The sequence below is a fragment of the Sphaerospermopsis aphanizomenoides BCCUSP55 genome (assembly GCF_001586785.1).
Taxonomy (GTDB): domain Bacteria; phylum Cyanobacteriota; class Cyanobacteriia; order Cyanobacteriales; family Nostocaceae; genus Sphaerospermopsis_A; species Sphaerospermopsis_A aphanizomenoides_A.
The window spans coordinates 1-26,434 of sequence record NZ_LUFH02000092.1 but is presented as its reverse complement, the minus strand read 5'-3'; the positions used below and the strand labels follow the sequence as shown (position 1 = coordinate 26,434).

Annotated in this window: 35 protein-coding genes; 14 read left to right on the top strand and 21 right to left on the bottom strand. The window is 38.7% G+C overall.

Going from position 1 to position 26,434, the window contains the following annotated elements:
• Window positions 1-92: 92 nt before the first annotated feature.
• The 4 genes from A0J48_RS20530 to A0J48_RS20515 form a co-directional block, all read right to left on the bottom strand.
• Complete coding sequence (locus tag A0J48_RS20530) at window positions 93-482, bottom strand: PH domain-containing protein (protein ID WP_200326421.1); 390 nt, start codon at window positions 480-482, stop codon at window positions 93-95.
• Entirely contained in the window at window positions 469-903 is a 435-nt protein-coding gene (gene rnpA, locus A0J48_RS20525) for a ribonuclease P protein component (RefSeq protein WP_200326419.1), read from the bottom strand. Before rnpA ends, A0J48_RS20530 begins: the two co-directional genes overlap by 14 nt.
• Window positions 904-929: 26 nt before the next feature.
• Window positions 930-1,064 carry a 50S ribosomal protein L34 gene (gene rpmH, locus A0J48_RS20520; RefSeq protein WP_200326417.1) on the bottom strand — a complete coding sequence of 45 codons (135 nt, stop codon included), beginning with the start codon at window positions 1,062-1,064 and terminating at the stop codon, window positions 930-932.
• 230 nt (window positions 1,065-1,294) lie between these two features.
• Window positions 1,295-1,807, bottom strand: a complete 513-nt coding sequence (locus A0J48_RS20515; protein ID WP_200326415.1) for a DUF2808 domain-containing protein — start codon at window positions 1,805-1,807, stop codon at window positions 1,295-1,297.
• 788 nt (window positions 1,808-2,595) lie between these two features.
• On the opposite strand from A0J48_RS20515, the gene A0J48_RS20510 reads away from it, so the two are divergent.
• The 3 genes from A0J48_RS20510 to A0J48_RS20500 all read left to right on the top strand — a co-directional run bounded on the left by A0J48_RS20510 (window position 2,596) and on the right by A0J48_RS20500 (window position 5,586).
• On the top strand, window positions 2,596-3,750 hold the full coding sequence (locus tag A0J48_RS20510; protein ID WP_200326413.1) for a Re/Si-specific NAD(P)(+) transhydrogenase subunit alpha: 1,155 nt from the start codon (window positions 2,596-2,598) through the stop codon (window positions 3,748-3,750).
• Window positions 3,751-3,892: 142 nt separating this feature from the next.
• On the top strand, window positions 3,893-4,186 hold the full coding sequence (locus tag A0J48_RS20505) for an NAD(P) transhydrogenase subunit alpha part 2 (RefSeq protein WP_104388799.1): 294 nt from the start codon (window positions 3,893-3,895) through the stop codon (window positions 4,184-4,186).
• The gene (locus A0J48_RS20500; protein ID WP_200326403.1) at window positions 4,183-5,586 is read left to right on the top strand and encodes an NAD(P)(+) transhydrogenase (Re/Si-specific) subunit beta; all 1,404 of its coding nucleotides are present in this window, start codon (window positions 4,183-4,185) and stop codon (window positions 5,584-5,586) included. Before A0J48_RS20505 ends, A0J48_RS20500 begins: the two co-directional genes overlap by 4 nt.
• Before the next feature lie 109 nt (window positions 5,587-5,695).
• On the opposite strand, the gene A0J48_RS20495 is transcribed toward A0J48_RS20500, so the two are convergent.
• Window positions 5,696-6,532, bottom strand: a complete 837-nt coding sequence (locus A0J48_RS20495) for a hypothetical protein (RefSeq protein ID WP_200326401.1) — start codon at window positions 6,530-6,532, stop codon at window positions 5,696-5,698.
• Window positions 6,533-6,632: 100 nt separating this feature from the next.
• Here A0J48_RS20495 and A0J48_RS20490 point away from each other — a divergent pair, with 100 nt between their 5' ends.
• Window positions 6,633-7,379, top strand: a complete 747-nt coding sequence (locus tag A0J48_RS20490) for a hypothetical protein (protein ID WP_200326399.1) — start codon at window positions 6,633-6,635, stop codon at window positions 7,377-7,379.
• A 132-nt stretch (window positions 7,380-7,511) separates the two neighbouring features.
• Here A0J48_RS20490 and A0J48_RS20485 read toward each other — a convergent pair whose 3' ends face one another.
• The 9 genes from A0J48_RS20485 to mazE all read right to left on the bottom strand — a co-directional run bounded on the left by A0J48_RS20485 (window position 7,512) and on the right by mazE (window position 10,890).
• Window positions 7,512-7,832, bottom strand: coding sequence for a type II toxin-antitoxin system RelE/ParE family toxin (locus A0J48_RS20485; protein WP_200326397.1), 321 nt, complete (start codon window positions 7,830-7,832; stop codon window positions 7,512-7,514).
• A gap of 5 nt (window positions 7,833-7,837) precedes the next feature.
• Window positions 7,838-8,086, bottom strand: a complete 249-nt coding sequence (locus A0J48_RS20480) for a type II toxin-antitoxin system ParD family antitoxin (RefSeq protein ID WP_071188346.1) — start codon at window positions 8,084-8,086, stop codon at window positions 7,838-7,840.
• Between the two features lie 176 nt (window positions 8,087-8,262).
• Window positions 8,263-8,664 carry a type II toxin-antitoxin system tRNA(fMet)-specific endonuclease VapC gene (vapC, locus tag A0J48_RS20475; protein WP_200326395.1) on the bottom strand — a complete coding sequence of 134 codons (402 nt, stop codon included), beginning with the start codon at window positions 8,662-8,664 and terminating at the stop codon, window positions 8,263-8,265.
• A 12-nt stretch (window positions 8,665-8,676) separates the two neighbouring features.
• Window positions 8,677-8,979, bottom strand: coding sequence for a hypothetical protein (locus tag A0J48_RS20470; RefSeq protein ID WP_200326393.1), 303 nt, complete (start codon window positions 8,977-8,979; stop codon window positions 8,677-8,679).
• 272 nt (window positions 8,980-9,251) lie between these two features.
• Window positions 9,252-9,461, bottom strand: coding sequence for a type II toxin-antitoxin system HicA family toxin (locus A0J48_RS20465; protein ID WP_200326391.1), 210 nt, complete (start codon window positions 9,459-9,461; stop codon window positions 9,252-9,254).
• Window positions 9,458-9,658: a type II toxin-antitoxin system HicB family antitoxin gene (locus A0J48_RS20460; protein WP_096569238.1), complete on the bottom strand. Its 201-nt coding sequence runs from the start codon at window positions 9,656-9,658 to the stop codon at window positions 9,458-9,460. Before A0J48_RS20460 ends, A0J48_RS20465 begins: the two co-directional genes overlap by 4 nt.
• 173 nt (window positions 9,659-9,831) lie before the next feature.
• Complete coding sequence (locus A0J48_RS20455) at window positions 9,832-10,287, bottom strand: DUF29 domain-containing protein (protein WP_200326389.1); 456 nt, start codon at window positions 10,285-10,287, stop codon at window positions 9,832-9,834.
• A 26-nt stretch (window positions 10,288-10,313) separates the two neighbouring features.
• A complete protein-coding gene (locus A0J48_RS20450) occupies window positions 10,314-10,673 on the bottom strand; it encodes a type II toxin-antitoxin system PemK/MazF family toxin (protein ID WP_200326387.1) in 360 nt (119 codons plus the stop codon).
• Window positions 10,660-10,890: a type II toxin-antitoxin system MazE family antitoxin gene (gene mazE / locus A0J48_RS20445; protein WP_200326385.1), complete on the bottom strand. Its 231-nt coding sequence runs from the start codon at window positions 10,888-10,890 to the stop codon at window positions 10,660-10,662. The genes A0J48_RS20450 and mazE overlap by 14 nt, the downstream gene beginning before the upstream one ends.
• 249 nt (window positions 10,891-11,139) lie before the next feature.
• Here mazE and A0J48_RS20440 point away from each other — a divergent pair, with 249 nt between their 5' ends.
• Window positions 11,140-11,391, top strand: a complete 252-nt coding sequence (locus tag A0J48_RS20440) for a type II toxin-antitoxin system Phd/YefM family antitoxin (protein ID WP_200326383.1) — start codon at window positions 11,140-11,142, stop codon at window positions 11,389-11,391.
• Window positions 11,384-11,659, top strand: coding sequence for a type II toxin-antitoxin system RelE family toxin (locus A0J48_RS20435; RefSeq protein ID WP_200326382.1), 276 nt, complete (start codon window positions 11,384-11,386; stop codon window positions 11,657-11,659). The genes A0J48_RS20440 and A0J48_RS20435 overlap by 8 nt, the downstream gene beginning before the upstream one ends.
• Before the next feature lie 259 nt (window positions 11,660-11,918).
• Here the strand turns inward: A0J48_RS20435 and A0J48_RS20430 are convergent, their stop codons facing one another.
• The 5 genes from A0J48_RS20430 to A0J48_RS20410 all read right to left on the bottom strand — a co-directional run bounded on the left by A0J48_RS20430 (window position 11,919) and on the right by A0J48_RS20410 (window position 17,274).
• A complete protein-coding gene (locus A0J48_RS20430) occupies window positions 11,919-12,464 on the bottom strand; it encodes a 5-formyltetrahydrofolate cyclo-ligase (RefSeq protein ID WP_411841140.1) in 546 nt (181 codons plus the stop codon).
• A gap of 150 nt (window positions 12,465-12,614) precedes the next feature.
• A complete protein-coding gene (locus A0J48_RS20425; RefSeq protein ID WP_200326378.1) occupies window positions 12,615-13,559 on the bottom strand; it encodes a GDP-L-fucose synthase family protein in 945 nt (314 codons plus the stop codon).
• A 258-nt stretch (window positions 13,560-13,817) separates the two neighbouring features.
• On the bottom strand, window positions 13,818-14,897 hold the full coding sequence (gene gmd / locus A0J48_RS20420; RefSeq protein WP_200326376.1) for a GDP-mannose 4,6-dehydratase: 1,080 nt from the start codon (window positions 14,895-14,897) through the stop codon (window positions 13,818-13,820).
• Window positions 14,898-15,260: 363 nt separating this feature from the next.
• Window positions 15,261-16,019, bottom strand: a complete 759-nt coding sequence (locus A0J48_RS20415; protein WP_200326425.1) for an undecaprenyl-phosphate galactose phosphotransferase family protein — start codon at window positions 16,017-16,019, stop codon at window positions 15,261-15,263.
• A 112-nt stretch (window positions 16,020-16,131) separates the two neighbouring features.
• Entirely contained in the window at window positions 16,132-17,274 is a 1,143-nt protein-coding gene (locus A0J48_RS20410) for a glycosyltransferase (RefSeq protein ID WP_200326374.1), read from the bottom strand.
• Window positions 17,275-17,476: 202 nt separating this feature from the next.
• Between A0J48_RS20410 and A0J48_RS20405 the strand changes: the two genes are divergently transcribed.
• Window positions 17,477-18,409, top strand: a complete 933-nt coding sequence (locus A0J48_RS20405; protein ID WP_200326372.1) for an NAD-dependent epimerase/dehydratase family protein — start codon at window positions 17,477-17,479, stop codon at window positions 18,407-18,409.
• 79 nt (window positions 18,410-18,488) lie between these two features.
• Here the strand turns inward: A0J48_RS20405 and A0J48_RS20400 are convergent, their stop codons facing one another.
• Together A0J48_RS20400 and A0J48_RS20395 are read right to left on the bottom strand one after the other, a co-directional pair.
• Complete coding sequence (locus A0J48_RS20400) at window positions 18,489-19,214, bottom strand: Uma2 family endonuclease (protein WP_200326370.1); 726 nt, start codon at window positions 19,212-19,214, stop codon at window positions 18,489-18,491.
• Window positions 19,215-19,316: 102 nt separating this feature from the next.
• The gene (locus A0J48_RS20395; protein ID WP_200326368.1) at window positions 19,317-20,150 is read right to left on the bottom strand and encodes an alpha/beta hydrolase; all 834 of its coding nucleotides are present in this window, start codon (window positions 20,148-20,150) and stop codon (window positions 19,317-19,319) included.
• 111 nt (window positions 20,151-20,261) lie between these two features.
• Here A0J48_RS20395 and rpmB point away from each other — a divergent pair, with 111 nt between their 5' ends.
• From rpmB to A0J48_RS20360, 7 genes are all read left to right on the top strand, one after another.
• Window positions 20,262-20,498, top strand: coding sequence for a 50S ribosomal protein L28 (gene rpmB, locus A0J48_RS20390; RefSeq protein WP_200326366.1), 237 nt, complete (start codon window positions 20,262-20,264; stop codon window positions 20,496-20,498).
• A 504-nt stretch (window positions 20,499-21,002) separates the two neighbouring features.
• On the top strand, window positions 21,003-21,674 hold the full coding sequence (locus A0J48_RS20385; RefSeq protein ID WP_200326364.1) for a PEP-CTERM sorting domain-containing protein: 672 nt from the start codon (window positions 21,003-21,005) through the stop codon (window positions 21,672-21,674).
• A gap of 636 nt (window positions 21,675-22,310) precedes the next feature.
• A complete protein-coding gene (locus tag A0J48_RS20380; protein ID WP_200326355.1) occupies window positions 22,311-23,801 on the top strand; it encodes a hypothetical protein in 1,491 nt (496 codons plus the stop codon).
• 33 nt (window positions 23,802-23,834) lie between these two features.
• Window positions 23,835-24,602 carry a type II secretion system protein gene (locus tag A0J48_RS20375; RefSeq protein WP_200326353.1) on the top strand — a complete coding sequence of 256 codons (768 nt, stop codon included), beginning with the start codon at window positions 23,835-23,837 and terminating at the stop codon, window positions 24,600-24,602.
• Window positions 24,577-25,065, top strand: a complete 489-nt coding sequence (locus tag A0J48_RS20370) for a prepilin-type N-terminal cleavage/methylation domain-containing protein (RefSeq protein ID WP_200326351.1) — start codon at window positions 24,577-24,579, stop codon at window positions 25,063-25,065. Before A0J48_RS20375 ends, A0J48_RS20370 begins: the two co-directional genes overlap by 26 nt.
• A 45-nt stretch (window positions 25,066-25,110) precedes the next feature.
• Window positions 25,111-25,593: a PulJ/GspJ family protein gene (locus tag A0J48_RS20365; RefSeq protein WP_200326349.1), complete on the top strand. Its 483-nt coding sequence runs from the start codon at window positions 25,111-25,113 to the stop codon at window positions 25,591-25,593.
• A gap of 26 nt (window positions 25,594-25,619) precedes the next feature.
• Window positions 25,620-26,396: a glycosyltransferase family 2 protein gene (locus A0J48_RS20360; RefSeq protein WP_234301051.1), complete on the top strand. Its 777-nt coding sequence runs from the start codon at window positions 25,620-25,622 to the stop codon at window positions 26,394-26,396.
• The last annotated feature ends 38 nt before the right edge of the window (window positions 26,397-26,434 follow it).

The following is a 26,434-nucleotide window of genomic DNA, read 5'->3' as shown; positions in this document are numbered from 1 at the left end:
ACTGGGGACTGGGGACTGGGGAAACATCTTTACTTCCTTCTGCCTTCTGCCTTCTGCCTCCTGCCTCCTGCCTCCTGCCTCCTGCCTCCTGCCTACTTTTGAGCAGCACTATATTGGGGATTTTTGGCAGCTACCTTATCGTTAATGTAGTCATAAACCTCCCGAAAATTGGGAATAGCCCGCATTTCTAAACGACTACCATTTCTGAGGGTCAGTACCATATCTCCCCATAAACCAATGCCACGGGGAACTTTTACCACTTTGACTATTTCTGAGTAGATTACGTCAGTGCGATCGCGTCCCATCCAACCACCCATCACAGCAACTCGCCGATCAGTAATGCGGAAACGCAACCACAAGGCTCTGACAATTGCACCAATAGTCAAGGGTAAACCAACCACAGTTAGCCCAATTAAGAGATTGAGAATCAAATCTCCAATATGGGGGCCACCTTCATAATAAATTTCTTCACGAATACCCATTTATTACCTCAGCTTTTGCCAACAACTGCTCTAATTCTTGCAGAAATTGTTGGCTTACGCACTCAGATTCTGCTACCTTTGGCTTCACAATTACGACTAGCCGCCATCCTGGCACTAATTTAGGCATTAATTGATATAAAGCGGCTGCAATTTGCCTTTTAATGCGGTTGCGAACTACTGCTCTTTTACTAACTTTGGTGCTAATGGAAATACCAATTTTGGTACTGGCTAAGTTTTCACAACCAGTTTTTTGCCTAGTTGTTTGTATGGTCATAGTAGCAGAATCCCCAGAATTTTCTCTTAACCGCGATGGTTTTAAAGCTCTCAAAGTGAAATGAGAGCTATGACACCGAATTCCTTCCCGGAAAACTGCCTGGAAATCCTTGCGGGACTTTAATCTATATGCTTTGGGCAAAGGCACAATGGCTCTATATGGCTGAATGCACCCTAAACGCTCAAACGATGACGACCTTTTTGTCTTCTAGCTCTGATTACTCTTCTGCCAGTTGGGGTCTGCATTCTAGCGCGAAAACCTGAAGTTCTCTTTCTCTTACGACAAGTACCACCTAATGTTCTTTGCATTTCTTTCTCCTCTGAGACGATGTTTAGAAAAAGTCACAATCTGTAATCTTACCACTTTACGAGCGATAAAAACATATTTCTGGATGGAGTTATCAATTGTCAGTGGTCAGTTATCAGTGGAAGAAGGCAAGAGACAAGAGAAAATAACTTCCTTATTCCCCTATACCCTACACCCCACACCCTACACCCCACACCCTACACCCTCCTTCTTCCCTGTTCCCTGTTCCCTATTAAGAAATACTGATAATCCAAGTACCGAGATAACGTAGTAGTGGTACTTCTCCGGGAGAGAGAACTTGGCAGTTAAAATAGTAAATTCCCCCAAAGGTGGGATTCTGTACGTTAGATAGCACTACTTCAACGTTGCTACCTGCTGGTACTGGTTCTTCAGGAAATATCTCAATTACCCTTCCTTCCTGATCCCATTTCACCTCGCTCAGAGGAACTTTTTTCCCTTTGACTCTGACTTCCACTTTTTTGGTGTCAAAGCTGCCTGTGTAATATTTAGGGTAGGTAATGGCGAATTGCGCCACTGCCAGTTTCATTTTTTTTGCGGGTAGTCTGAGTATATATCTATCTGTAGAAGCGGTTTGTCCACCAAAATCTAACCGAAAGGGTAATTGATTTTCTCCTTTAACCCCGCTGAATAGTGTTAAACCTGGTAAGCTTTGCGCCAAAGTTGCAGCGGGAATAGCCGTCAATAAACAACCAGTCACAGCTAGAGCAGAAAATAAACGTCGCATAGTTAGGCTACCTCTAAATAAATATTATGTCTGTAAACTTAAGTAACTGTCTCGTTAGTATTCGTAACTAAACTTTACTACTTTATGCTTGACAATAGACGAAAAATCAACATAAAAGTGCCTTAGATATCAAAAACTAAGGGTGTAGGGTGTGGGGTGTAGGGTGTGGGGTTTGGGAGGTAGAGGCAGAAACTTAATTTTATCTCCTGAGTGTTTTATATTTAATGATGCCAATGAGGTTTATTTACTTAAACATTTCTGCTTATATATACATGTTGAGAAACTGTTGAGAAATATAGAATTAATTTCATAAAATTTGAAATATAACTTTGGTGATCGCCTGTTAAATTGCGATAAATTGGTTAGACTTAAACTTTCCAATTGGCATTACTAAGATGAATAACCTGCTAAAAAGCTAACAATTAATTGAAAAAAATAGCAAATTGACGGAATTTAACAAAAATTCCCTGATGCCAACAAAGAATAACAAACTTTATCAATCCCGAAAATAATCTGAAGACATAGATATAACCTCAGAAAAACACCATAAGATGTGCAGTAAGTAAATTAGTTTGCAAGTATCTGAGTGTGGTACATACTTTGGAAATAGCAGAGTCACGCTTGGCTTGGAGAACAATCAGAGTGGAACATACAGAATTCAAAGTTCAATCTACTAAAAGAAATTCAGGACTGAGATTACCCGCTTCTATTCCGTGAGTAGGTAAAATCCTTCAAGAGAAAAATTCCATAGTGAGTAGATATGTAGGTATTTATCTTCAGGAGATTTCATGAAAATAGCAGTTGCTAAAGAAATAGAAGTTTGTGAACGCCGTGTGTCATTAATTCCTGACACAGTAGCTAAATTAGTCAAACAGGGGTTAGAAATTTTTGTAGAAACTGGGGCGGGAGAAAAAGCATTTTTTACTGATGCTGACTATGAAGCAGCAGGGGCGAAAATTGTTAGTGATGCTGCCACATTATGGGGTGAAGCTGATATATTGCTCAAAGTCAGTCCTCCCCAAGAAAGAGAAGATGGACGTTCAGAAATTGATTTGCTTAAACCCGGTTCTGTATTAATTAGCTTTCTTAATCCTTTAGGTAATCCGCAAATAGCGCAAAAATTAGCACAACGGCAAATTACAGCTTTAAGTATGGAATTGATCCCCCGTACTACCAGAGCGCAAAGCATGGATGCCTTATCTTCCCAAGCATCTTTAGCAGGGTATAAAACCGTACTATTAGCAGCAGCAGCATTACCAAAATATTTTCCCATGTTAACCACTGCGGCGGGAACAATTGCTCCAGCTAAAGTATTTATTATGGGTGCAGGAGTTGCGGGTTTACAGGCGATCGCCACAGCCCGTAGACTAGGTGCAGTAGTAGAAGCCTTTGATATTCGTCCAGCCGTTAAAGAAGAAGTGCAAAGCTTAGGGGCGAAATTTGTCGAAGTTAAACTAGAAGAAGAAACCGTTGCAGCAGGTGGTTACGCAAAGGAAATATCAGAAGACAGTAAAAAGCGTACTCAAGAATTAGTAGCAGAACACGTTAAAAACTCTGATGTCGTAATTACCACAGCCCAAGTACCAGGCAGAAAAGCCCCCATCTTGGTGACAGAAGAGATGGTAAAAGCCATGAAACCCGGTTCTGTAATTGTAGACTTAGCCGCAGAACAGGGTGGAAATTGTGCTTGTACTGAACCAGGTAAAGACATAGTGTGGAACGGTGTAACGATTATTGGACCAATTAATTTACCTTCATCTATGCCAGTACACGCTAGTCAATTGTATGCGAAGAATGTAACTTCATTAATGCAATTGTTGATTAAGGATAAGGCGTTACAAATCAATTTTGCTGATGACATTGTTGATGCTGCTTGTGTTACTCATGGTGGGGAAATTAGAAACCAACGAGTTAAGGATGCTTTGCAAGCGGTAGCGGTTTAGTTTGTAGAAATACTTTCAGAAAATGAACCACGAAGACACGAAGGACACGAAGAAAAGAGAGTTTGAGAGAGATTTTGCGTGAGTCATGTAAATTTTTTCTTTGCGTCTTTGCGTGAGCTTTATTCCTCAATCTAAAAATGACATGACAGAAACTTTACTAGCTGCTTTATTTGTTCTTGTTTTAGCCTCTTTTATAGGCTTTGAAGTAATTAACAAAGTTCCTCCCACACTTCACACTCCTTTAATGTCCGGTTCAAATGCCATTTCCGGTATTTCGGTAATTGGTGCAATTTTGGCTGCGGGAGAGAGAAACACCAATTTATCAGTAATTTTGGGTTTAATTGCGGTGATATTGGCAATGGTTAACGTTGTCGGTGGTTTTTTAGTAACTGACAGAATGTTGCAAATGTTTAAAAAGAAGGAAGTTAAAGCATGAACGGTTTTATACCAACTGGGATTCAGCTAACTTATTTAGTGGCTGCATCATTATTTATTCTCGGTTTGAAAAAACTCGGTTCTCCTGCAACTGCTAGAAACGGTAATCTTGTCGCTGCGGTGGGGATGTTATTGGCAATTATCGCCACATTACTGGATCAGCACGTATTAAATTACGAGATGATTTTGGTAGGTTTAGCCATTGGTTCAGTTATTGGTGCTGTTGTAGCTTACAAAGTGCAAATGACGGAAATGCCCCAAATGGTGGGTTTACTCAACGGTTTGGGGGGAGCATCTTCCGCACTTATCGCTGTGGCTGAATTTTGGCGGTTATTAGGCAGTTCACAACCTATCCCCCTCGATGTCAACATATCTATGTTATTGGATGTGTTAATCGGTGGTGTGACTTTAACCGGTAGTTTTCTCGCTTTTGCCAAATTGCAAGGTTTAGTTAGTGGTACTCCTATTACCTTTCCTTTGCAGCAACCTTTTAACCTGATGCTGTTGGGTTCATATCTAGCCGGAAGTGCCTATTTAATCATGTCACCGGATAGTCTACCCATCTTTTTAGCGGTGGTGGCTGTTTCTTTGGTGTTGGGTGTAATGTTTGTACTGCCCATTGGTGGCGGTGATATGCCGGTTGTCATCTCCCTGTTGAACTCTCTATCAGGTGTGGCTGCGGCGGCTGCGGGTTTTGTGGTGATGAACAATATGTTAATCATCGCCGGTGCTTTGGTGGGTGCGTCGGGTATCATCCTTACCGAAATTATGTGTAAGGCCATGAACCGGTCATTATTCAGCGTCCTATTTAGTGCCTTTGGTTCAGTTTCTACCGCTACTGGTGGTGCTGCTGCTGGTGCAAGTAATCAAACTGTTCGCAGTATAGATCCCGAAGAAGGGGCGATGATGTTGGGTTATGCCCGTTCTGTGGTGATTGTCCCAGGATACGGTATGGCGGTTGCTCAAGCACAGCATAGCGTTCGCGAGTTGGCTGATCAATTAGAACGTATGGGTGTGGATGTGAAATATGCGATACATCCAGTTGCGGGGAGAATGCCGGGACACATGAATGTATTATTGGCGGAAGCTAATGTGGCTTATACGCAGTTGTATGATATGGAGGATATTAATCCCCAGTTTGAACAGGCTGATGTGGCGTTGGTGATTGGTGCTAATGATGTGGTCAATCCGGCGGCGCGTAGTGATAAGAATAGTCCTATTTATGGGATGCCGATTTTGGAAGTTGATCGGGCAAAGCAAACTATTGTGATTAAGCGCGGTATGAGTGCTGGTTTTGCTGGTGTGGATAATGAGTTGTTTTATAAGGATAAGACGACGATGTTGTTTGGTAGTGCTAAGGATATGGTGGCTAAGTTGGTGAGTGAGGTGAAGCAGCTTTAATAAACCACGAAGGCACGAAGGAAGAAATTTAATTATTTTTTAGGGTGTGTTTTATTACTACACCCTTTCTTTTTTCTCACGCAAAGACGCAAAGAAGAATAAAGTTTATTTACTGTAATTTGGATAATTTAGGAAAATTTTCAGGTAGTCCAACTGCATCGTGAAAATAAGATTGATCAGAAATCATCTTTTCCATATTCTTAAAACAATCTTGAACTACAGACTCTTCATCAGAATATAATTGACCTATTTTTCGAGCAACATCATAACTAATTGATTTGTCGCCACCCCAACAGACAGGTATTGCCCAATCATCAAATCCATCTGCTTGAGCTTTGATATAAGCATTATAAAGATCAGGCATTTCATCTTTATATTCTTCCATTTTATCTATATTAATAAACCATAAACTAATCATATAGTCATCGAATTGACTGATAAATGAAGGCTCATAATCGCCAAATTCATCCCAATCTTTAGAAAAATCTAAATCTTCCCACCATAGCACATGACATTTTCTATAGAAAGTTTGTATTTCATCTGTTTCATAAATATCATCATCTTCATTTTCATATTCTTCATCTTCATCATCGAAACAATTAATTTTAGGTTTAACTACTCCTTCAGGTTTTATCCAAATTGTTGACAGATAATAATTATAAGCAAAAATATCACATGGAGTCACAGCTTCAAAACAAACTAATGCTCCTATATATTCCTCACATAATTTTGCAAATAGTCCTTCTTCGCTAGGAAGGAAACGCTCTTCCCACTGTAGACCATAACGCCCATAACCCTCTGAATCGAAGAAAATAGAATTACCTTTGATTTCTAAGTTATGAACCGACGTTGTTTCTCCCTCGGCTACAATTTGCAAAATTAAATCTTTTACTTTTTCCGGTTCAGTAGTAACAACTTCTGCTCTAGACCATAAACTATAACCCATATTACCTCTGTTGAGCTTTGTCTATTTGACTACATAAAACAAATATACTATAATAGTTATTACTCGTCAAGACTAATTCTCTAAGGAGAATCACATAATTATGGCCAGTCAGCAATTTTTAGATGATGAACTTTTACAAAGAAGAATTGAGAAATTTTATGGATATGGTAATTATGAAGGAAAATATTGGTTTGTTGGTATGGAAGAAGCAGGAGGGGAAACTTTTGCGGATATTAATTGCAGAATGAATACATGGGCAAAAAGAGAACATCAAGAAATAGACGATATTGCAGAATATGAGCAAGATAGAGGATGGTGGGACGAGAAAATACAAAATACATGGAAAGGATTAATTAGAATTACATTAAGTGCTAATGGAAAAGATAATATTGATGTACAAGATGTAAAGAAATATCAGTTTTGTGAACTAGGCAGAAAAAACAAGGAAACTTGTTTATTAGAATTATTGCCTTTACCTTCCCCATCTATTGATGATTGGATATATGCTAAACATTCTCAACTCCCTTTTTTATCTGATAGAGAAACTTATAAAAACTATTGTATTGAGAACCGAATTAATCATATTAGTCAAAGAATCAAAGAACATAAACCTAAAGCCGTCGTTTTTTACGGTATGAAATATGAAGATTCTTGGCGGAAAATAGCAAATGTTGAGTTTACAAAAATTGAGTTTTCCCAAACAGAAGATTCAAAAAAACATTATTTCTTTATTGGTAAAAATAACCATACTATATTTGTGATGGTTAAACATTCTGTAGCTTTTGGTGTAACCAATGACTACTTTCACTATATTGGTAAATCAATAGTTGCTAAACTAGCGGAATAATGCTTTTAGCTCTTTCTTCTCTTCTTCCTTCGCGCTCTTCGCGTCTTCGTGGTTCGTTAAAAAAGGATGTTGGGGAGTTGAGGGGTGCGATAGCGAAGCGCGACCTAGGAATCGCATAGCTGATGACTATAGCTATTCTTCTTCTGCTAAAATCTGTGAAATATCCCGTGCAGAATGAATTAACCGAACAATTTCAATATACTCATCCCCTTCTAAATAAAAAATTAGATGCTTTTCAAATCCTCTAACTCCCCACTTCCGCAAACCAACTAAACGCGGATTTTTAACATTATAAACACTACCAATACCAGGTAGTCGTGCTAATTGTGAAAAAGTCTGCCTCATAGCATCAAAAAAACTCAATGCTGCATCAAAATTACTGTCAGCAATATAAGCAAACTGTTCATCAAGGTCAACACTAGCCTTTGGTCTAATTACAATTCGTCTAGTCATTGCTATTACTTGCGGAGTCTCTCCAGAAGCTGAGTGCGTTTTTGTTGCCACCACTCATCCGTAATTTCAATCGCTTCACCACTATCTAAGCCTTCTAATAGCAATGTTTCTAGTCGGGCTTGTGCCACTTTTTCTAAATCTTGACGAATCAAATGTCGAATATATTCGCTTGTGGTACTGTAGCCACATTTTGCAACCTGTTCATTGATAAAGTCGCGCATGGAATCGGGAAGAGAAATATTTACTGTAGTCATAGCTAATAAGTCTTGATATTTCTGATTCTTTAATTATGGCAAATATTGTCAATTTTTGTCAAATGTTTTGTAGGGATGTGGATGCGATAGCGAAGAGCGACCTAGGAATCGCTGTTTGGGGGGTTGAGGAGGTGCGATCGCTGTTTGGGGGGTTGAGGAAGTGCGATTGCTGTTTACTAAATCTCCCAATCTTCTAATTTTAAATTATCAATCCTACTAAATTCTCTAGTATTGTGAGTAATTAAAGTCAAATTATTAGCTATAGCAATAGCAGCAATATGTAAATCATTATTTCCTATAGGAGTACCTTTAGCAGCCAATTTACTACGAATTTCACCATAAAATACAGCACATTCATCATCAAACTTCAAAGAAATAAAACGATTTAAAAATTCCTGCTGCTTTTGTAGAGTTTTCGCAGAATTATTTGTTCTCATTGCACCATAAAATAACTCAGCCTTCACAATAGAACAAACTACTATATCTATATCGGATAAATCTTGAAGACGCTGAATAATCTTTTCTGATCTTTGATTAAGATATTGAATACAAACATTACTATCTAACAAATATTTCATGAGTTTGTATTCTTAACAATTAATCATTTCTTCTAAACTATCATCTAAGCTATCATCAATTCCTAAATCATCCATAATAATTGGATCATCAGCACAACTTCCTGCGGTTTGATTAATAAATTCTTGCCAGTCTAATTTGTGTTTTTCTGTAGTTATCAAAGTTGTTGGTTTATTGATCACGTTTTGACGAAATAAACGGACAATTTCCAATATTTCTGGTTTATATTCTTCTGGAGTTTGGGCAATTTCTAATAATAAATCATTCCAGGGTGTAGTTGCGGATGTTTCTGCGATGAGTTGGAGATTATTAATCATAAAATACGAGAGTTAATTATTCTGGCATATGATTTAGTATATCAAAAACTTAGGCAAATATTAGATTGAAGCAGATATATTAGGAAAAATTGCGTTAAAGTTCGCGGTAGCGTCTCGTAGAGATAGCTTACGGAAGGTATCGCTTTTGGGGGAGTTGAAGGGGTGCGATAGCGAAGCTGACCGAAGGTATCACTGTGCGGGGAAGTTGAAGGAAGTGCGATCATTTCCATAGGAATCGCTGTTTGGGGAGTTGAGGAAGTGCGATAGCGAAATTAATCTAAATCTTCCTGAGTCAAACCAGCATCTTTCAAAATACTTCTAAGTGTACCAGTAGGTAAATCACGATTACTATGAACAGGGATAGAAAGAATCACACTCATACCTTCCTTAACATAGATATGATGACTACCTGTAATCCTTTTTAGATTCCATCCATAGCGTTCAACAATCTTACACAGAGATTTACCAGAAACCGATTTCATAAAGATAACTCAATCAACTGTTTTTCTGGTTCAACTTCTTCTTGCTGACTAGCAACTTCTAACCAACCTTGAACAGCGTCTTTCAACATTTCTAATAAATGTTCATAACTTTCACCCCAGGTATGACATCCTGGTAAAGCCGGTACAGAACCACACCATACACCGTCTTCTTCCCAAATAATTGCTTTTATTTTCATAGCCAATTCCTTGAACTAGGGATATTTTATCGCAGGGGGAGTCAGACGTAACAGTTTAATAAAGATGAATAATCGCTTTTGGGGAGTTGAGGAAGTGCGATAGCGAAGCTGACCGAAGGTATCGCTGTTTGGGAAGTTGGAGGGAATGCGATCGCACACAATAACAAATATAATTAAACAGGGAAGAAATCAGCATCTAAGATTTCATCAACAGAAAAAGGACAATCTTGAGGAAAAATAGACAGAGGAAGTCCCGTCTCAAGAGATGCTTCCTTACGAGCGTGTTGGTAACAATTATCAAAAACTTCGATATAATAGCTTTTTAAACTAGGACTATCTAAAAATGCTTCTTGCAATCTTTGACGATGTTCATAGATTGTATATAGCCAGCTATTAGAGCGGTTTTGGGGTTGAAATTTGTATTTAAGAAGGTGCATAATCAGCACTCTAAGATTACTTCTTAAAGAATTTTTCTCACTTCTTCCCATACTTTCAATTTCTTCAATTAAATTTTCTAATTCTAATTCTGAAAACTGCTTATTCTTTAATAAAGAAGCGGTTTTTTCAATCCATAAATTATAATCTTCCGCATAAAGATTATCAGTTAATATCATAGATTGATGTGTCATAGTTTTCTCCTTGGTAAAGATTTAAATTAAACCCAAAACCCCAAAACCACATCCAAAGCAGTACGAATTTCTTCCCAATATTCAGTTTCTAAAATACCCACCAACCCCAAAACGCGACGATAATCTACAGAACGAATTTGAGCAACATCAATAAAACGATCCTGTTCTAATCCATTAGTTGCTGTTGCTTTGACATTGACAATATAGGGAGCTTGCTTACTTCCTGGTCGAAATGGCATCACAATTGTTAATAATCCATATTGATTCATAATATCATTTTGAACTATTAAACAAGCACGGATTTTTTGTGCTTCGGCTACCACAGTTGGATCAAGATTTACCCAGCGAACTTCTCCCCGTTTATAAGTTAAATTACCCTCTGGCATTAATACCATCTCCAACTACATTATCCCAAGCAGAAATATCATTTTGATATTCTAAATCTTTAGCATCTGCTTGCAGTGCAGCAATTATTTCTGCTTCTAAAATTTTGCGTCTTTGTTCTGCTAATAGTGCGTTAATATAGGCACTACGATTACCTTTTGCTTGTTGATCAATAAATTGGAGAATGTCTTCTTCTAAAGTAATTGTGACTTTCATCATTATGTATGACTCATTCATCTTACCAATCAATCATACCATTTTTTTGACAATTTGCAAATACTCTGTGTCTGGAGTAGTATGACTACGGCACGCTACGCGAACGTAAAAAAAAGGATGCTGGGAAGTTGAGGGGATGCGATAGCGAAGCGCTCCGTAGGAATAGCTCAAAAACTTAAATTTTGTACAATTTGCTAAAAACAGACAAATAATCTATAATCATATTTAACCCTATAAATTTTGTGAGGCGCTATGTCTGTCATCAGTGCAAGTGAAGCGCGGGCTAATTTTCCTGATATTATGAACCGTGCAGAATATCGTGGAGAAAGAATATTAATACAACGTCATGGTAAACCTGCGGTAGCGATAATTAGCATTGAAGATTTAAAACTACTAGAAGCAATAGAAGATGCAATAGATTCTGCTAAATTGCGACGTGCAATCGAAGAAAACGAAGGATTTACTAACATAGAAGAAATAATAGCAAAACGCCCCAATGAGTGAACGATATACATTGAGGATTGCTAAAACTGCGGAAAAAGATTTATTAGACTTACAACCAAAACAATATAAACAAGTTGTTTCTAAAATACTATCACTCCAGGGTAATCCTCGTCCTCAAGACTATGCAGCATTAAAAGGTTATCAAGGTGGATATCGTTTAGATCAAGGTGAATATAGAAGTTTGTACACCATTGATGATGATAATAAATTAGTTGATGTTTTTCGCGTTGGTAAACTTAATGATGATGAAGTTTATAAAAACTTGTAACTTCGTTTAGTGATGCGTTAGCGTAGCTTACCGTATCCCTTACGGGAGTCGAAGACATAGGTAGGGTTTGCTGTTCGCGTAGCGTGCCGTTAGGCATAAAAGTCTTCTCGTGGGGGCAGGCAAGAGGCAAGAGGCAAGAGGCAAGAGGAAAGGGCTATCTGTTAGCAACAAATTTTTGAGATTATGTATAAATGTTCATAATTTAATGTTCATAACTTTCACTCTAGGTATGACATCAAACTTTACCTAGTAAATTGCCTTAATAAATAGATGTTTCTGTTACCAAATGCTGTAAAGGTTGATCCCAATTTTCTACCGGAAGTTGAGATAAATAAGCAAAATCAAATACAATTCCTATTGTTGGCTTTGTTGCCCAAACAGGAGAAGTGAGTAAGCGATCGTAATATCCACCACCATAGCCAAGGCGGTATTTTTGTTGATCACAAGCTACACTGGGGACGAGAATTAAATCTACTTCATCAGCATTGATAATAGGCGCTTCTGGATGAGGTTCAGCAATGCCATAATTGCCGATTTGCAGCTTATCATCAGGTTGCCATAGATGCCAGGACATTGATTTACCAACACAACGGGGAAATCCCCAACGGCATTGAGAATCTTTGAAAAGTGGACTAATATCAGGTTCTTGACGGAAACTGAAATAGGCCAGGATGGTGGATGCTTGGGTAAACAGAACCGATGATTGGAGTTGGGAAGAAATGCGATCGCTCTTTTCTCTCCACTCTTGAACAGTCATAGATTGTCGAGTTCTCAGCAATCTGCGTCGGAGTTCTGTCTTATTGATCGATGAATCTATTTTTAGCAATGTGTAAGCAGGTGACAGGTGACAGGTGACAGGTGACAGTTGATATCGTTGCTATATCAGAGTCAGATCCTTGATTATGGTATTCCCAGTCAGAGACTGGGAACGAAAATTAAACCCCTACATTTTTAACTATGCAGCGTTTTTACGCCACCAATCAATAGTATTTTTTAAACCTTCTTGAAAGCTGACTTGAGCCGTAAATCCAAAAGCTTCTTTAGCTTTTTCCGTATCTAAACAACGTCTTGGTTGTCCGTTGGGTTTGTCGGTTTCCCAAACAACTTCCCCTTCATACTCCATCAACTCACAAATCAGATTAATCAAATCCTTGATAGAAATTTCATAACCTGTACCCAAATTAATAGGTTCAGAGTCGTTGTAGAATTGAGTACCCATGACAATACCCCGTGCAGCATCTGTGGAATACAGAAACTCGCGGGTAGGAGAACCATCACCCCAAACAGGAAGTTGCTTTTCTCCCTTGACTTGTGCTTCGTGAACTTTGCGAATCAAAGCTGGAATCACATGGGAACTTCTGGGGTCAAAATTATCTTCAGGCCCATATAAATTGACCGGGAGTAGGTAAATCCCATTAAAGCCATACTGCTGACGGTAAGATTGCAACTGCACTAAAAGCGCCTTCTTGGCTACTCCATAAGGTGCGTTGGTTTCTTCTGGATAGCCATTCCACAGGTCTTCTTCTTTAAAGGGAACAGGGGTAAATTTGGGATAAGCACAGATAGTACCAACGCAGACAAACTTTTCTAAACCCACTTGATAGGCAGCATGAATTAGCTGGGTTCCCATGATCAAGTTATCGTAGAACAACTCTCCGGGTTTTTCGCGGTTTAGACCAATACCACCGACATGAGCAGCTAAGTGAATGACAATATCCTGTTGGTCAACAGCACGTTGGCAATTTTCCCAAACTCGTAAATCACAATCACGCGATCGCGTTACTGTAATCTTCTCATGGTCAGCCCCAGCTTTGCAAAGTTGATCAATCACTTGACGACCTAAAAACCCTGCTCCACCAGTGACAAGAATGCGTTTATTGTTTAGTTCTAAGGCAGTCATTCGATTTTAGATTTTAGATTTTAGATTTTGGATTGATGCAGTTCAAAATGGATAATGTACAATGGACAATTGACAATTACCTCTGCCTAAAAGCGAGAGGATTGAGAAATGGGACTTTTTTCTTTTTTCCCCTTTGAAAGGGGTGGTTTTAAACCTGGAATAAAACAATTGTCAATTATCAATTGTCAATTATCAATTGATAAATCTGGAGTTTTTCCATCAAGGAACGATTTACTCATATATCCTTGATGGTAGTTATTAAAAATGGAGAGCGCCCAGTTCCTGACGAATAGTAGCAATATCTTGAGGTTGTTGTGAACCATTGCCATTGGGTGAAGTGTGACCTAGTGCCTGTAAATCAGCTTCCACCATCAAGGCTACAAGTTCTTTAAATGTGACTGAAGGTTGCCAACCTAACTTCTGCTGTGCCTTTGTCGGATCACCAATTAACAAATCTACTTCCGCAGGACGCAAATAACGTTCGTCAAACTGGACATAATTTTCCCAGTTGAGATTGACATAACTAAATGCCAATTCCAGGAACTCCCGTACTGAGTGAGTTTCGCCTGTTGCAATTACATAATCATCAGGCTGGTCTTGTTGTAACATCAGCCACATAGCTCTGACATAATCTTTGGCATAACCCCAGTCCCGCTTGGCATCTAAATTGCCCATGTATATATTTTTTTGCTTACCAGCTACAATACGGGCAACCGCTCTAGTGATTTTACGGGTGACAAAAGTTTCACCACGTCGAGGAGATTCGTGGTTAAAAAGAATACCATTACAAGCAAACAAATTGTAGGATTCTCGATAATTTACTGTTTGCCAGTGGGCATAAACCTTAGCACAAGCGTAGGGACTACGGGGATAAAAGGGTGTGGTTTCACTTTGAGGGACTGCTTGTACTAAACCATACATTTCCGAAGAACCTGCTTGGTAGAAACGTACTTGAATCCCTGTACGTTGCTGGTAGTCACGGATAGCTTCTAATAAACGGAGAGTTCCCATACCTACAGCATCTACTGTATATTCTGGGGAGTCAAAGCTAACTCTGACATGGGATTGAGCGCCTAGGTTATAAATTTCTGTAGGCTTGACTTCTTCTAAAATCCGGCGCAATGTAGTACCGTCTGTCAAGTCACCATAATGAAGTAATAATTTTACCCCTTCTTTGTGGGGATCTTCGTATATATGATCAATGCGGTCAGTGTTAAAGGTAGAAGTACGGCGAATAATTCCATGAACTTCATAACCTTGTGCTAGCAAAAATTCACTTAGATAAGAACCATCTTGACCAGTGATACCAGTAATCAACGCTCGTTTTTGTTGCGTCATGCCCAATTATTCCTTGATTTTGATGTTGTAAAATTTACAGAGTATATCAGACAAATCAGCAAGTCATTGCTAAAATTGCCTGATGTTAAACATACAAGTCTTAGTTGCTATTAAAGCTTAAATGTAAACCAATATACTCAATAAAAAAGACTTTAACAAGTCAGTTTCTCATTATCTCAATCAAAATTCTTAGTATAATTTGATAATTCTTCCTATCTTTGCCAAAATTTGATGAATTATTGATTTTTATAAAGATTTAATAAAATTAATAGCAAGAATAGCAAAATGCAGGAGTCAGTAGAGAGGGGAAGGGAAAGAAAAAACTTAATTCTTCCTCCTGAACTCCTGAACTCCTGAACTCCTTTAATATGCCCCGTTATTTTTAGGCATGATGACTACATTAATGGTTTTCAAGATAATCCACAAATCTAACCAAAGATTCCTAAATTTGACATAATGGAGGTCAATTTGAACTCTCCGGGGATAAGGAATATCATTACGCCCAGATACTTGCCATAATCCAGTAATTCCCGGACGGATGGTTAAAATCTGATCGATGTGAACCCCATATTTTGGTAATTCTTCCACTACTAAGGGACGAGGACCCACCACACTCATATCCCCTGTTAAAACGTTCCAAAATTGGGGAAATTCATCTAAGCTAGTAATTCTCAGGAAGTGACCAATCTTAGTAATTCGGGGGTCTTGTTTGAGCTTAAAAGTGCTGGTAAATTCCTGGCGCAACTCTGGGGATGTTTCCATGATTTGGGCGAGTATTTCATCCGCATTAGTCACCATTGTACGGAATTTAATACATTTAAAGCGACGATAGTTTTTACCAACCCGTTCTTGCACATAGAAAATTGGACCTTTGGAACTGACAGCAATCAGTAAGGCCAAAATTATGTATATGGGAAAAAACAAGATCAAAACTGACAGCGAAAATGCTATATCAAACAGTCGTTTGGCAAACTCTCCGTTTAAACCCTGAAAAGACAAACCTCTAGGTTGTACCTTGGGCGGTTTAGCTTTTTGTCCACGTTTGGCTAAAGTATGCGTCGAAGCACTAGCATCTTTACGTGGGTATCGCTTGCCGGAGAGGAGTGAGCTCTGGGCAGTCATCATACTCCTTAATAATCCACACCACACATAGTCCCGATCTTAAAGCTAAAAGGCAGTGATTCTGGGGTAAAATTCCCAAAAGCCTAGAAAAGAAATGCAAAAATCCTGAAGATTACTTCAGGGAAGGAGTTTTTTCTTGACACTGGTTAAGAAAATCTAGATAGCGATTTGCAAACACTTGTCGAGAAAATTGAGTTGAGTGTAACCTTATATACTCATATTTAAAAAAATCCTGATAGGCTTCAAACTTTTCTACTGTATCTACTAAAGCTGTTATTGTTTGTTCTGAAAAGAATATACCTGTTCCTGTTTCCGTACAAGTGCGAATATCTCGCACAGTTTCTAATGCACCTCCTGCACCGTAAGCAATGACTGGAGTACCACAAGCTTGTGCTTCTACTAAAGCTATACCAAAATCCTCACAGGCTGCATAAACAAATGCTTTTGCGCGAGCCATATATGTTTTGACCACATCCTCTGGTTGCCATCCCAGAATTTGAATATGAGGATTTGCTATCTCTTGCAGCTGTTTCATTAAAGGTCCTGTACCAATCACCACTAATGGTCGTTTTAGCTGATTGAAAGCCTGAACAATCAAGGATACTTGTTTGTAGCTAACTAATCGGGAAACGATGAGATAAAAATCATCTTTGTCAGCAGAAAAGGGGCAGTTTTCGACATTTACTGGTGGGTAAATAACTTTTGCTTCTCGTCGATAGCAACGCCAAATTCTGCGGGCTGTATGCCCAGAATTGGCAATGAAGTAATCAACGCGATTGGCAGTCAATACATCCCATTGACGTAGACTATGCAACAAATATCTTGTTAGCCATCCAATCCCACCTTTTCCTAGTTTGCTTTGGTCAAGATAATCAAAGGTCAAGTCCCAAGCATAACGCATTGGACTGTGACAATAACAAATATGCAGCTGATCAGGGGTTGTCAAGATGCCTTTGGCTACAGCATGGGATGAAGACAGAATTACGTCATATTGCCGCAAATCTAATTGTTCGATCGCTAATGGTAACAAAGGCAAATATTTTTGTATACCTTGGCGGGCGAATGGTAAGTGCTGGAGAAAGGTTTTACCAATCTGACGTTTGTATAAGTAACTTTTAGGATTGCTGGATTCAAAGTCAATCAGGGCATATAAATCAGCATCAACGTGATCTAATATCTCCTTGACAACGAGTTCTGAACCGCCGGTGGCTTTAGGTGTTAGCCACTCATGAACCAAAGCATATTTTAAAGGCACAGCGAATACCAATTAAAAATTCAAAATTCAAAATGGGTGGGCATGGGGCATTGGTAAAAATATTCTCCCCCTGCTTCCCCTGCCTCCCCTGCTTCCTTTCTTCTTCACTGTCACCTGTCACCTGTCACCTGTCACCTATAACCTGATAACCTCAAAGACAGGGGTGATTTTGCCACCCAAGTTACTGAGGAATGGGGATTTTATGCGTATTCTGGTTATTGGTGGAACTCGGTTCATTGGTGTCTACTTGACTCAACTGTTGGTGAAGGCTGGACACGAGGTGGTGTTGTTTAATCGTGGTAATCATCCAGCACCTGATGGGGTAGGACAAATTATAGGCGATCGCACTGACTCAGCCCAGCTTAAAGAAAAATTAGCACAAGAAGAGTTTGATGTCATTTTTGACAATAATGGTCGGGAACTTGCTGATACTCAACCGTTGGCGGAAATTTTCCAAGGACGGGTAAAACATTTTGTTTATATGAGTTCTGCGGGGGTATATCTAAAATCTGATCAAATGCCCCATTTTGAAGGTGATACTGTTGATCCGAAGAGTCGTCACAAGGGTAAGCATGAGACAGAAGCTTGCTTGCAACAGTTAGGAATTCCTTTTACTTCCATTCGTCCAACTTATATTTACGGACCCCAGAATTATAATCCTTTGGAAAGCTGGTTTTTTGATAGAATTGTCCGCGATCGCCCAATTCCTATTCCTGGAAATGGAATGCACATCACCCAATTAGGTCATGTGAAAGATTTAGCACAGGCGATGTTGCAGGTGATAGGGAATGAAAAGGCAATTGGACAGATTTATAATGTGTCAGGCGATCGCTTTGTGACTTTTGATGGTTTAGCCCGTGCTTGTGCTGTGGCTGCTGGTAAATCAGTCGATGAGATTAAAATTGTGCATTACGATCCGAAAAAGTTTGATTTTGGCAAACGTAAAGCCTTCCCCATGCGAGTGCAACATTTCTTTGCATCGGTAAATAAAGCGATGACAGAATTAAATTGGCAGCCTGAATATGATTTAATTTCTGGTTTGCAAGATTCTTTAAATAACGATTATTTAGCTAGTGGTGCAGATCAAACAGAGATAGATTTTTCTGTGGATGATGAAATTTTGAAAGCTGTGTAATCATTTATCAATGGACAATTGTCAGTTATCCATTGTCAATTGTCCATTGTCCATTGTCAATTATCTCTGTTCCCTTTAATTACAAATCATCAGGATTAATTCCCAACTCTCGCAATTTAGCAGCTAACTTATCAGCCCTTTGTCTTTCTTTTTCCACAGGTGTAGGAATCCAATTACCTGAGCTATCATACCAGCGTAACCATAAACGTTCAATTCCTTCAAAAGCACCTTGCCAAAGTCCCAAACCTAACTCTATTCCTGGCATCCAAACTTTACCAGAACTGACATCTATTTCTTCATAGCGATCAGCTACTAATTGAAATGCTTGCAATTTATCAGTGTAACGATCAAAAATAATATAGTAAGGAACTCTGACAATTCTTTCATAAACTTCCCATTTTGTGGGCGCTTGGTTCACTTCCCTTAAAGTTTTTCCTAAATCTTCCTTTTCTGTTTTTGGCGATAATAATTCTACCATGACAAGAGGAGCAATTATTTCTTGCCACATTACATAACTTAAGCGTAACTCTCGTTGATCAAAAAGACGAGAAACACCAACCACTGCAAACCAATCAGGTCTTTTATACCATAATGGATTACGAGTATCATAATAGAGGTTTAAATCACTAGCCACAAATACTTGATCTGCTGGATAATTAACAGGAGAAAAGGTATCTGTTAAAAGTCTAGGTTGTAAAAGATGAAATTCGCCATGCGAGACAGGATCCTCCAGGTACTCACGGGGGAGAGCATACATGCTCGGGAGGTTTTCTGGAGCTAGCAGAGGTGGATCTGTTTGATACATAATCATTATCCTTGGTAATTAGATATAATATAACAAGAGTATAAGGACGTAGGGGTTGAGAGGAAAAACTTAATTCTTTATTGTTCCTCCTGACTTACCGTGCTAAAAAATCCTTTGTTGTTGCGATACTAAATTAGCAAACTCGCGCAAAGTTTTTCCATACTTTTCTCCTGCAACAACAGAAAAATCATTATGATTGGCATTTTCAATCCACAAAGACAACTTGGGTGAACTTACAGCCGCAAACAATTTTTCACTATGTTCAAAAGGAATAATATCATCTAATTTGCCGTGCATCACCAACACCGGACATTTGACTTTTTTGATTTTATCCAAGTTATTGAATTTATCAAAAGGCAAAATCGGAAAAGGCACAACTACCCGAAAAGCAGAAGTAAATGTACTTTCAATAATTAAACCAGCTACGGGTTGTCGTGATGCTAAATCTACTGCTGAACCACCACCAACTGAACGCCCAAAAACTATTATTTGCTGTGGTTTAATATTTAATTTTTCAGTTAAATGCCTGTAAACAGTATTGATATCTTCATAGGCATGATTTTCTGTCGGTGTTCCCTGACTTGTACCATAACCCCGATAATCGTAAGCAAAGACGCTAAAACCTAAATTTCTTAGTTGTTCTAAAACTGGCTGAATATCTCCCAAGTCTTCCGCGTTTCCGTGAATATACAGAATTGTGTACTTAGCTGTAGGATTTGGTAAATGAACTGCGGAAAGTGGTTGATTGTCCTTGGTTTTTAGTTTAAGAGTGTCTTTTGTGTCTTGATAGCTAGATGGTTGGGGCAGAAAAATCATGCTATCTGCTCGAAAATATACGTAGACGGCAAAGAATACATAAATGAAAACCGCAGACTTGAGCATTCGTTTCCAGGTAATATCACCAATGAGCAGTTTTTTCAAACGTTGTTTATCCATGATTGATTAGACACGTTTTTCCTTGGTGAACTGGAATTTACCATCAACTAGGCTTTTATGCATATAGAATAGAAAGGCTGTATTGAAATAGCTATTCGGAGATAACCAATCATGTCCCGTCGTTGTGAACTCACTGGTAAAAAAGCCAATAATGCAATGGCAGTTTCTCACTCCCACCGTCGCACCAAGCGTTTACAACACGCTAATCTGCAAAGCAAGCGAGTTTGGTGGGCTGGAGGTAATCGCTGGGTAAGACTGAAACTTTCCACCAAAGCCATTAAAACCTTGGAAACAAAAGGTTTGGAAGCAATGGCCAAAGAAGCAGGCATTAATCTGAACCATTACTAAATTCTGCTAATCTGGAGGGGGAGTCTGATCCTATACTCCCTCGACTTAGATGATAAATTTTCTCATCCAAGTTATGCACATATAACAATATACTTCATCTCTCCAAAGAGATATTCACAGCTAACTTTATCAAAAAAATATATTATTAAGACTTTCCTTTAAAAAAAGCCACAGACAATCTAATGATACAGCAACCATCACTAAGACGAGCAACGCAGGGATTTCCAAGCAGGTATTAATTTGAGAGAGCATATTTTTTTGGCGTAGGATCAATACTTTTCACTGTAAAGATTTCATGAATTTTCATCCTATTTTGGCTAAAAATACATAAGTGAAATTTTTATTGTTTATACTGATATGCAAGTGCATTATTATAGTGGTTATACTGATGCACAAGCTGGTTGATTAGTGTTTATGATAATACTTGTACTGGTGCTGTATAGCTAAATTACAACGTATTAAATAAGCAGAAACAACCCAACTAGAGAATTAGGAAAAATTCAGATGAGTACATTAAACAAGTTAGGTAAATTGTTTTCTAAGAAGGCTTTGCGTTCTTTGGGCGCAGGTGTGGCGGTAGGTAGCATTATGTTGGGATTGGGTGCTTTTGCTAAACCTGCAAGTGCTGTCAACATAGCAGGGACTGAGTATGATGATGAAGATTTTGCAAATGCATTATTAGACTATTCTGGTTCTTTCACTACCCCAGGTGGAGATCTACAAACTGTAGTGACTGATCAAGATTTGACTACTTATGCTTTCTCCTTTACTCCTGGCGCATTTGTTAAATTAGGATTTGATACTCCAGTCATAAACGCTTCCGGAGCTGATATAGCTTTATATGACCTGGGGATTCCTGATACATTCCAAGTGAGCCTAGACGGTGTTAATTACCTGTCTTATGAGAGCTTTGATACAGGCTATGATACCGAAAATCCAACCTATGATGTCAATGTAGCTACCGTAGACCTAAGTGACTTTGGACTTGATTTAAACGAGACCATAAATGAAATATTCATTAAGCTAGACACTGTCAGCGCAGATGAAACAGTTCCTTCACTGGCTTTAGTAGCAGCTATCAGAAAAGTTCCTGAGCCTTCTGCTATGTTTGGTTTACTAGCAACTGCTGGATTTTTAGCTTGTCAGCGTAAATTAAAGCTCTCAAAGAGAAATTAGAATCATCATCCCTGAGAAATCCTCAAAAACCAATGGATATCTAGTATCACATTGTGGCAAAATGAAGAAAATTTCCATTGAAAAACGGTAGAGCATTATTTTTCGTTCTACTGTTTTTTTGTGTATCAATTTTTATTGATAGCACTTATATTAAGTGCGGCTAATTACTGATAATAACTTTCTTCCTCTTACATCTCGTCTATTCCCTGCCCTTACAGAGTTTAAAATTGGATGACTATAAAGGCTCATGAATACCAACAGCGGCAAAAGGATAAAATATCCTTTTGGGTAATATAACGTAGATGAGATAAGACACTAGCTAAAAATAATTAAGAAGATTTATTCTCCAGACTTTACTCAAACTTCAAAATCCAGTACAGCCACTGAAACAAGTAACAGTATTATAGGGTATGCTAGGAATAAATCAATACTTGCGTCTTTGTGTTCTCATCACACTCTCATATAGCCTTAAATCACTAAAGCTAACTAGATACTGGGATAGAATATCTTATGAAGCAATTGATAATCTATAAAAACTTTCCTAAATCAGTATAAAAGCATAAACTGACTTATCTGCAATCAAGCATTGATTTATATATCTTCGTTGTCAACCAATTAACTATACCCTGAAAAATTATGAAGACCAGATTAAAAATGGCTTTGCTGCTCCACTCTGGCGAATCAGGATTCGCTATTGTAATTGCGGTATCACTAGGACTGATTATGGTTTTAGTAGGGTTAGCTATGACTCTGCGCTCTCAAGGAGATCAAATAGTAGCCTCAACCCAAAAAGTAACAGAACGCTCATTAGCAGCAGCTGAAAAAGGCGTGAGTTATTATCAGCAATTTCTCAACGCTAATCGGTTGCTTGCCACATATCCAGATTGTGCCAATAAAGTGCGTAACGGTGTCAACGAATCTTGTGGTGATCCAGTAAATACCACTAACACTTCTCAAATGAGTTGGTCTAATGCTAATGAGGCAAATGTAAAGATTCCAGGACTGGTAGCTGGTTGTAGTAGTGGTACAAGTACAAGTACTATACAAGACACATTTGCAAGCACGAATTGGAAATCGGTAGACTCAACGGACAGTACGAAGGGACAATTCAGACTTGTTAGCTACAAATATACTGGCACTCCAGGAGGTCTTTCTTCTGACCCCACTGTACAAATTTTAGGAAGAGGTATCTTAACTATTGAGGGTAGGATCACTAATCCGTCAGCAAGCAACGCCGCTAATAAGTCGATTAGTAGACTACAAGTAAATATTCCTGTCAGAAAACCTAACGTAAATAATATTCCCGTACCAGGAGTGTGGGTTGGTGCTGCTGCATCGGAAGATCCTAATGGTACAGGTGGCAACACAATTCAAGGTAATGTTTTATTAAACAATTGTGATGTCGATCTTACCACCATAAATATCACTGGTAATTACACGAAAAACAAGACAGAAATACAGATGCCAGATGTACCAGCAAGACCATTAACAGGTGTGATTAACTTAGGAACAATCAGTAGTTCAACAGCAGGTACAACATCGGCTGGTGGTCGCACTATTCTGACTCTTCCACGTACAACTAGCCCAACAATTGACGCTACTACAACTTTCCAATCAGCAGCTACTTATGTATATTCAGTTGATAGTATTGATCAGAATACAACGTTAAATATTACACCAGGAAATAGGGTGGTTATATTTTTGACAGGCAGTATAAATGCTAATAATGTGACTATTACACACGACTGTTCAACAGTGGCGGCGGGTCTGACTTGTCAACCTATCAATTTTAGAATTTATGGAGAGGATACATCAGGAAATGGAAAAATATGTCTCAATGGCGGTAACTATATAGATGCTTTTATCCTAGCACCTAAATATATGGTGGGGGTACAAGGTGGAGGTTCTGATGGAGGAGTCAACGGTGCAGTTTGGGCAAATGTCTGGGGAAATAATGGCAGTAGCGTAAGTAGTACTACTGATGGTGGCGCTAGTTGTGGCTCTAATACTAGTAACGTAGTTGTCAGACAAAGTGTTGTATGGGATGAATCAAGTGGTTTAGCACCAAAATACATGAAACCTACTCTTGATCCTATAACTGGATGGCAACGGTCAAATGTAAATTAAATCAAATAACATTAGTTCCCATAATATTTGATTATGAAAAAGCAAAGATTTAATCCAGACGAAGGCTTTAGCTTACTTGAAGTTTTAGTTGCTATTTTGATAGTAACTTTCTTTACTACAGTGGCAATGCAAATGATGGTCATTTCTGCTGCTTTTAAAGCTAAAGCTAAAGAGTATACTACAGCAGCTACATTGATCGAGAAAGACTTAGAAAATGTGAGGAATTTAGCTAATGCCTATAGATTTCCTACAATCGCTTCTCCTGCTCCCACTGTAAATGCAAATAGTTTAATTTTGTCATCTGTCAATGGATTATCCAACAACGATAATATCCAGTTGCAAGGAGCATCCAATAGTTATACTGGATCTAGTCCAGTTTCCTCACCTACACCACGAATTACTATATCACCTGCGATCACATCAACACCACCAGGACTTGGTACTACCGTTGTCAGCAATACATCATGCAAAGCTACATCTGCAAATTCAGACCAAGGATTGGCTAATTATTTAAAGACCAATATAGAAAGCACTGTCACTAGTTCACCAACACCAATTACTATTTCTAGTGTCAGTTATAAATCCGTTGTCGGTAATCCTTACACCCTACCAAATACAGGGAAAAAAATTTGGCTAATGCGAAATGATAGTTACGACTTTACTGGTTCTGTTTCTCCTTATGATGTTTTGAGGCTCAATTATGTAGTGGTTAAAGATAACGGCAATACTCCGTCTACTAACGTTATAGCCAAACTTTCTAGTGAGGTAATACCTTATGCGTCATTCCAGTGTATTCAATGATCAGGGATTCACAATCCTAGAATTAATAGTGATAGTCATAATTGTTGGTATACTGGCGGCTTTTTCTGCACCAGGTTACTTAGCATGGTCTCAGAGAAAAAAAGTAGATTCTGCCCTTACTAGCATTGAGGGCGCTATGAAAGAAGCACAAAGACAAGCCATAGCTAAATCAATCACTTGTAATGTGACATTAGATACATCTCCACCAAAGGTTAGGAGTACGACCACCAGCAATTGTCTTTTGACAGGCGATCGCACATTAACAAGCGTATCTTTAACAGCATCAGCTACATCAGTTAATTTTGATTATTTAGGCAATAGTTCAAGTGAGATCACAGTTGTTGTCTCTCCTGCTTCAAATCCTAACTTTAAAAAATGTCTAGTTTTATCTACACCACTCGGATTAATTAGAACTGGCAAATACAGCGGTAGCGGTACAAATTCTGCTAATTGCACCCAATAATACTATTTTTTAGCCAAAATATATTGCTTATCTAGGTGAGAAAAAATGAAATCTAACATAAAAACACAGCAATTTGATCTTGACGTTGACAAAGGCTTTACTTTGATAGAAGTGTTAGTAGCAGCAGCAATAATGGCCATTGTTGTTGCTTTAGCTGGAACTGCATTTGTAGGAATACTACAACAAAACAGAAAAGCAGAAGTTGAAAGTGAACGTCGTACTAACTTAAATCGGGCTTTAGATTATATAGCTAACGATATTAGAATGGCAAAATCAATAACCGCGCCAACTTCATCTCCCGTGGCAACAATATCTTCAGGTACAGGAGTTTTGCGGTTAGCAATTCCTATTCCTAATCCTCAAAACGGTTCACTGTATAATAGTCGATCATATACTACTGTTTACTATACATCTGGTAGTTGGACTGGCTGGGATTCACCAAACTCAATTTGGCGTTATGCAAACGTTCCGCTTCCTGTTCCTACTGCTACGAGTGCTTCTAATCCTACACCTATAACGAAGAACTAGATATTGCTGCGTGTATTGAGTCAGCAATGCTATCTGATGACATCATGGTTGTGGATTCATGCAGTAGCGATCGCACCGTAGAAATTGCTAGTCGTTATCCCGTTCGCATCGTTGAACACGCCTTTGAAAGTCACGGTAAACAACGTACCTGGATGTTAGAATCTGTCACCCCTAAATACGAATGGGTCTACATTCTCGAAGCCGACGAGCGCATGACACCAGAACTTTTTGCTGAATGTGTAGCCGCAACTAAAAACCCAGATTACATCGGTTACTATGTTGCGGAAAGGGTAATGTTTATGGATCGTTGGATTCGTTACAGTACCCAATATCCTCGTTATCAAATGCGTCTTTTCCGTCATGGTCAAGTTTGGTTCACAGACTATGGTCATACAGAACGGGAAGTGTGTGATGGTACAACTGGCTTTATTAAAGAAACTTATCCTCATTACACTTGTAGCAAAGGTTTGAGCCGTTGGATTGAAAAACATAACCGTTATTCTACGGATGAAGCTAGAGAAACTTTGTCTCAATTAGAGCAAGGGAAAGTTAACTGGTGGGATTTATTCTTTGGTAGGTCAGAAGTGGAAAGACGACGCGCTCTCAAAGATTTATCTTTGCGTATACCTGCCAGACCATTGACACGCTTTATCTATATGTATTTTTTCCTCGGTGGCTGCTTAGATGGACAAGCTGGTTTAGCTTGGTGTACTTTGCAAGCATTCTATGAATACCTAATCTTGCTGAAAGTTTGGGAAATGAAATATAGCAACAGTCAGCAATCAGCCATGAAAAGGGTGTAAGGGTGTAGGGGTGTAGGGTGTGGGGAGATGGGGAGATG

Bases quoted from the DNA above. Each gene is read 5' to 3' on its own strand.
- A0J48_RS20530 (WP_200326421.1), bottom strand. From the start codon at position 482: ATGGGTATTCGTGAAGAAATTTATTATGAAGGTGGCCCCCATATTGGA.
- rpmH (WP_200326417.1), bottom strand. From the start codon at position 1,064: ATGCAAAGAACATTAGGTGGTACTTGTCGTAAGAGAAAGAGAACTTCA.
- A0J48_RS20515 (WP_200326415.1), bottom strand. From the start codon at position 1,807: ATGCGACGTTTATTTTCTGCTCTAGCTGTGACTGGTTGTTTATTGACG.
- A0J48_RS20510 (WP_200326413.1), top strand. From the start codon at position 2,596: ATGAAAATAGCAGTTGCTAAAGAAATAGAAGTTTGTGAACGCCGTGTG.
- A0J48_RS20505 (WP_104388799.1), top strand. From the start codon at position 3,893: ATGACAGAAACTTTACTAGCTGCTTTATTTGTTCTTGTTTTAGCCTCT.
- A0J48_RS20500 (WP_200326403.1), top strand. From the start codon at position 4,183: ATGAACGGTTTTATACCAACTGGGATTCAGCTAACTTATTTAGTGGCT.
- A0J48_RS20495 (WP_200326401.1), bottom strand. From the start codon at position 6,532: ATGGGTTATAGTTTATGGTCTAGAGCAGAAGTTGTTACTACTGAACCG.
- A0J48_RS20490 (WP_200326399.1), top strand. From the start codon at position 6,633: ATGGCCAGTCAGCAATTTTTAGATGATGAACTTTTACAAAGAAGAATT.
- A0J48_RS20485 (WP_200326397.1), bottom strand. From the start codon at position 7,832: ATGACTAGACGAATTGTAATTAGACCAAAGGCTAGTGTTGACCTTGAT.
- A0J48_RS20480 (WP_071188346.1), bottom strand. From the start codon at position 8,086: ATGACTACAGTAAATATTTCTCTTCCCGATTCCATGCGCGACTTTATC.
- vapC (WP_200326395.1), bottom strand. From the start codon at position 8,664: ATGAAATATTTGTTAGATAGTAATGTTTGTATTCAATATCTTAATCAA.
- A0J48_RS20470 (WP_200326393.1), bottom strand. From the start codon at position 8,979: ATGATTAATAATCTCCAACTCATCGCAGAAACATCCGCAACTACACCC.
- A0J48_RS20465 (WP_200326391.1), bottom strand. From the start codon at position 9,461: ATGAAATCGGTTTCTGGTAAATCTCTGTGTAAGATTGTTGAACGCTAT.
- A0J48_RS20460 (WP_096569238.1), bottom strand. From the start codon at position 9,658: ATGAAAATAAAAGCAATTATTTGGGAAGAAGACGGTGTATGGTGTGGT.
- A0J48_RS20455 (WP_200326389.1), bottom strand. From the start codon at position 10,287: ATGACACATCAATCTATGATATTAACTGATAATCTTTATGCGGAAGAT.
- A0J48_RS20450 (WP_200326387.1), bottom strand. From the start codon at position 10,673: ATGCCAGAGGGTAATTTAACTTATAAACGGGGAGAAGTTCGCTGGGTA.
- mazE (WP_200326385.1), bottom strand. From the start codon at position 10,890: ATGATGAAAGTCACAATTACTTTAGAAGAAGACATTCTCCAATTTATT.
- A0J48_RS20440 (WP_200326383.1), top strand. From the start codon at position 11,140: ATGTCTGTCATCAGTGCAAGTGAAGCGCGGGCTAATTTTCCTGATATT.
- A0J48_RS20435 (WP_200326382.1), top strand. From the start codon at position 11,384: ATGAGTGAACGATATACATTGAGGATTGCTAAAACTGCGGAAAAAGAT.
- A0J48_RS20425 (WP_200326378.1), bottom strand. From the start codon at position 13,559: ATGACTGCCTTAGAACTAAACAATAAACGCATTCTTGTCACTGGTGGA.
- gmd (WP_200326376.1), bottom strand. From the start codon at position 14,897: ATGACGCAACAAAAACGAGCGTTGATTACTGGTATCACTGGTCAAGAT.
- A0J48_RS20415 (WP_200326425.1), bottom strand. From the start codon at position 16,019: ATGACTGCCCAGAGCTCACTCCTCTCCGGCAAGCGATACCCACGTAAA.
- A0J48_RS20405 (WP_200326372.1), top strand. From the start codon at position 17,477: ATGCGTATTCTGGTTATTGGTGGAACTCGGTTCATTGGTGTCTACTTG.
- A0J48_RS20400 (WP_200326370.1), bottom strand. From the start codon at position 19,214: ATGTATCAAACAGATCCACCTCTGCTAGCTCCAGAAAACCTCCCGAGC.
- A0J48_RS20395 (WP_200326368.1), bottom strand. From the start codon at position 20,150: ATGGATAAACAACGTTTGAAAAAACTGCTCATTGGTGATATTACCTGG.
- rpmB (WP_200326366.1), top strand. From the start codon at position 20,262: ATGTCCCGTCGTTGTGAACTCACTGGTAAAAAAGCCAATAATGCAATG.
- A0J48_RS20385 (WP_200326364.1), top strand. From the start codon at position 21,003: ATGAGTACATTAAACAAGTTAGGTAAATTGTTTTCTAAGAAGGCTTTG.
- A0J48_RS20380 (WP_200326355.1), top strand. From the start codon at position 22,311: ATGAAGACCAGATTAAAAATGGCTTTGCTGCTCCACTCTGGCGAATCA.
- A0J48_RS20375 (WP_200326353.1), top strand. From the start codon at position 23,835: ATGAAAAAGCAAAGATTTAATCCAGACGAAGGCTTTAGCTTACTTGAA.
- A0J48_RS20370 (WP_200326351.1), top strand. From the start codon at position 24,577: ATGCGTCATTCCAGTGTATTCAATGATCAGGGATTCACAATCCTAGAA.
- A0J48_RS20365 (WP_200326349.1), top strand. From the start codon at position 25,111: ATGAAATCTAACATAAAAACACAGCAATTTGATCTTGACGTTGACAAA.
- A0J48_RS20360 (WP_234301051.1), top strand. From the start codon at position 25,620: ATGCTATCTGATGACATCATGGTTGTGGATTCATGCAGTAGCGATCGC.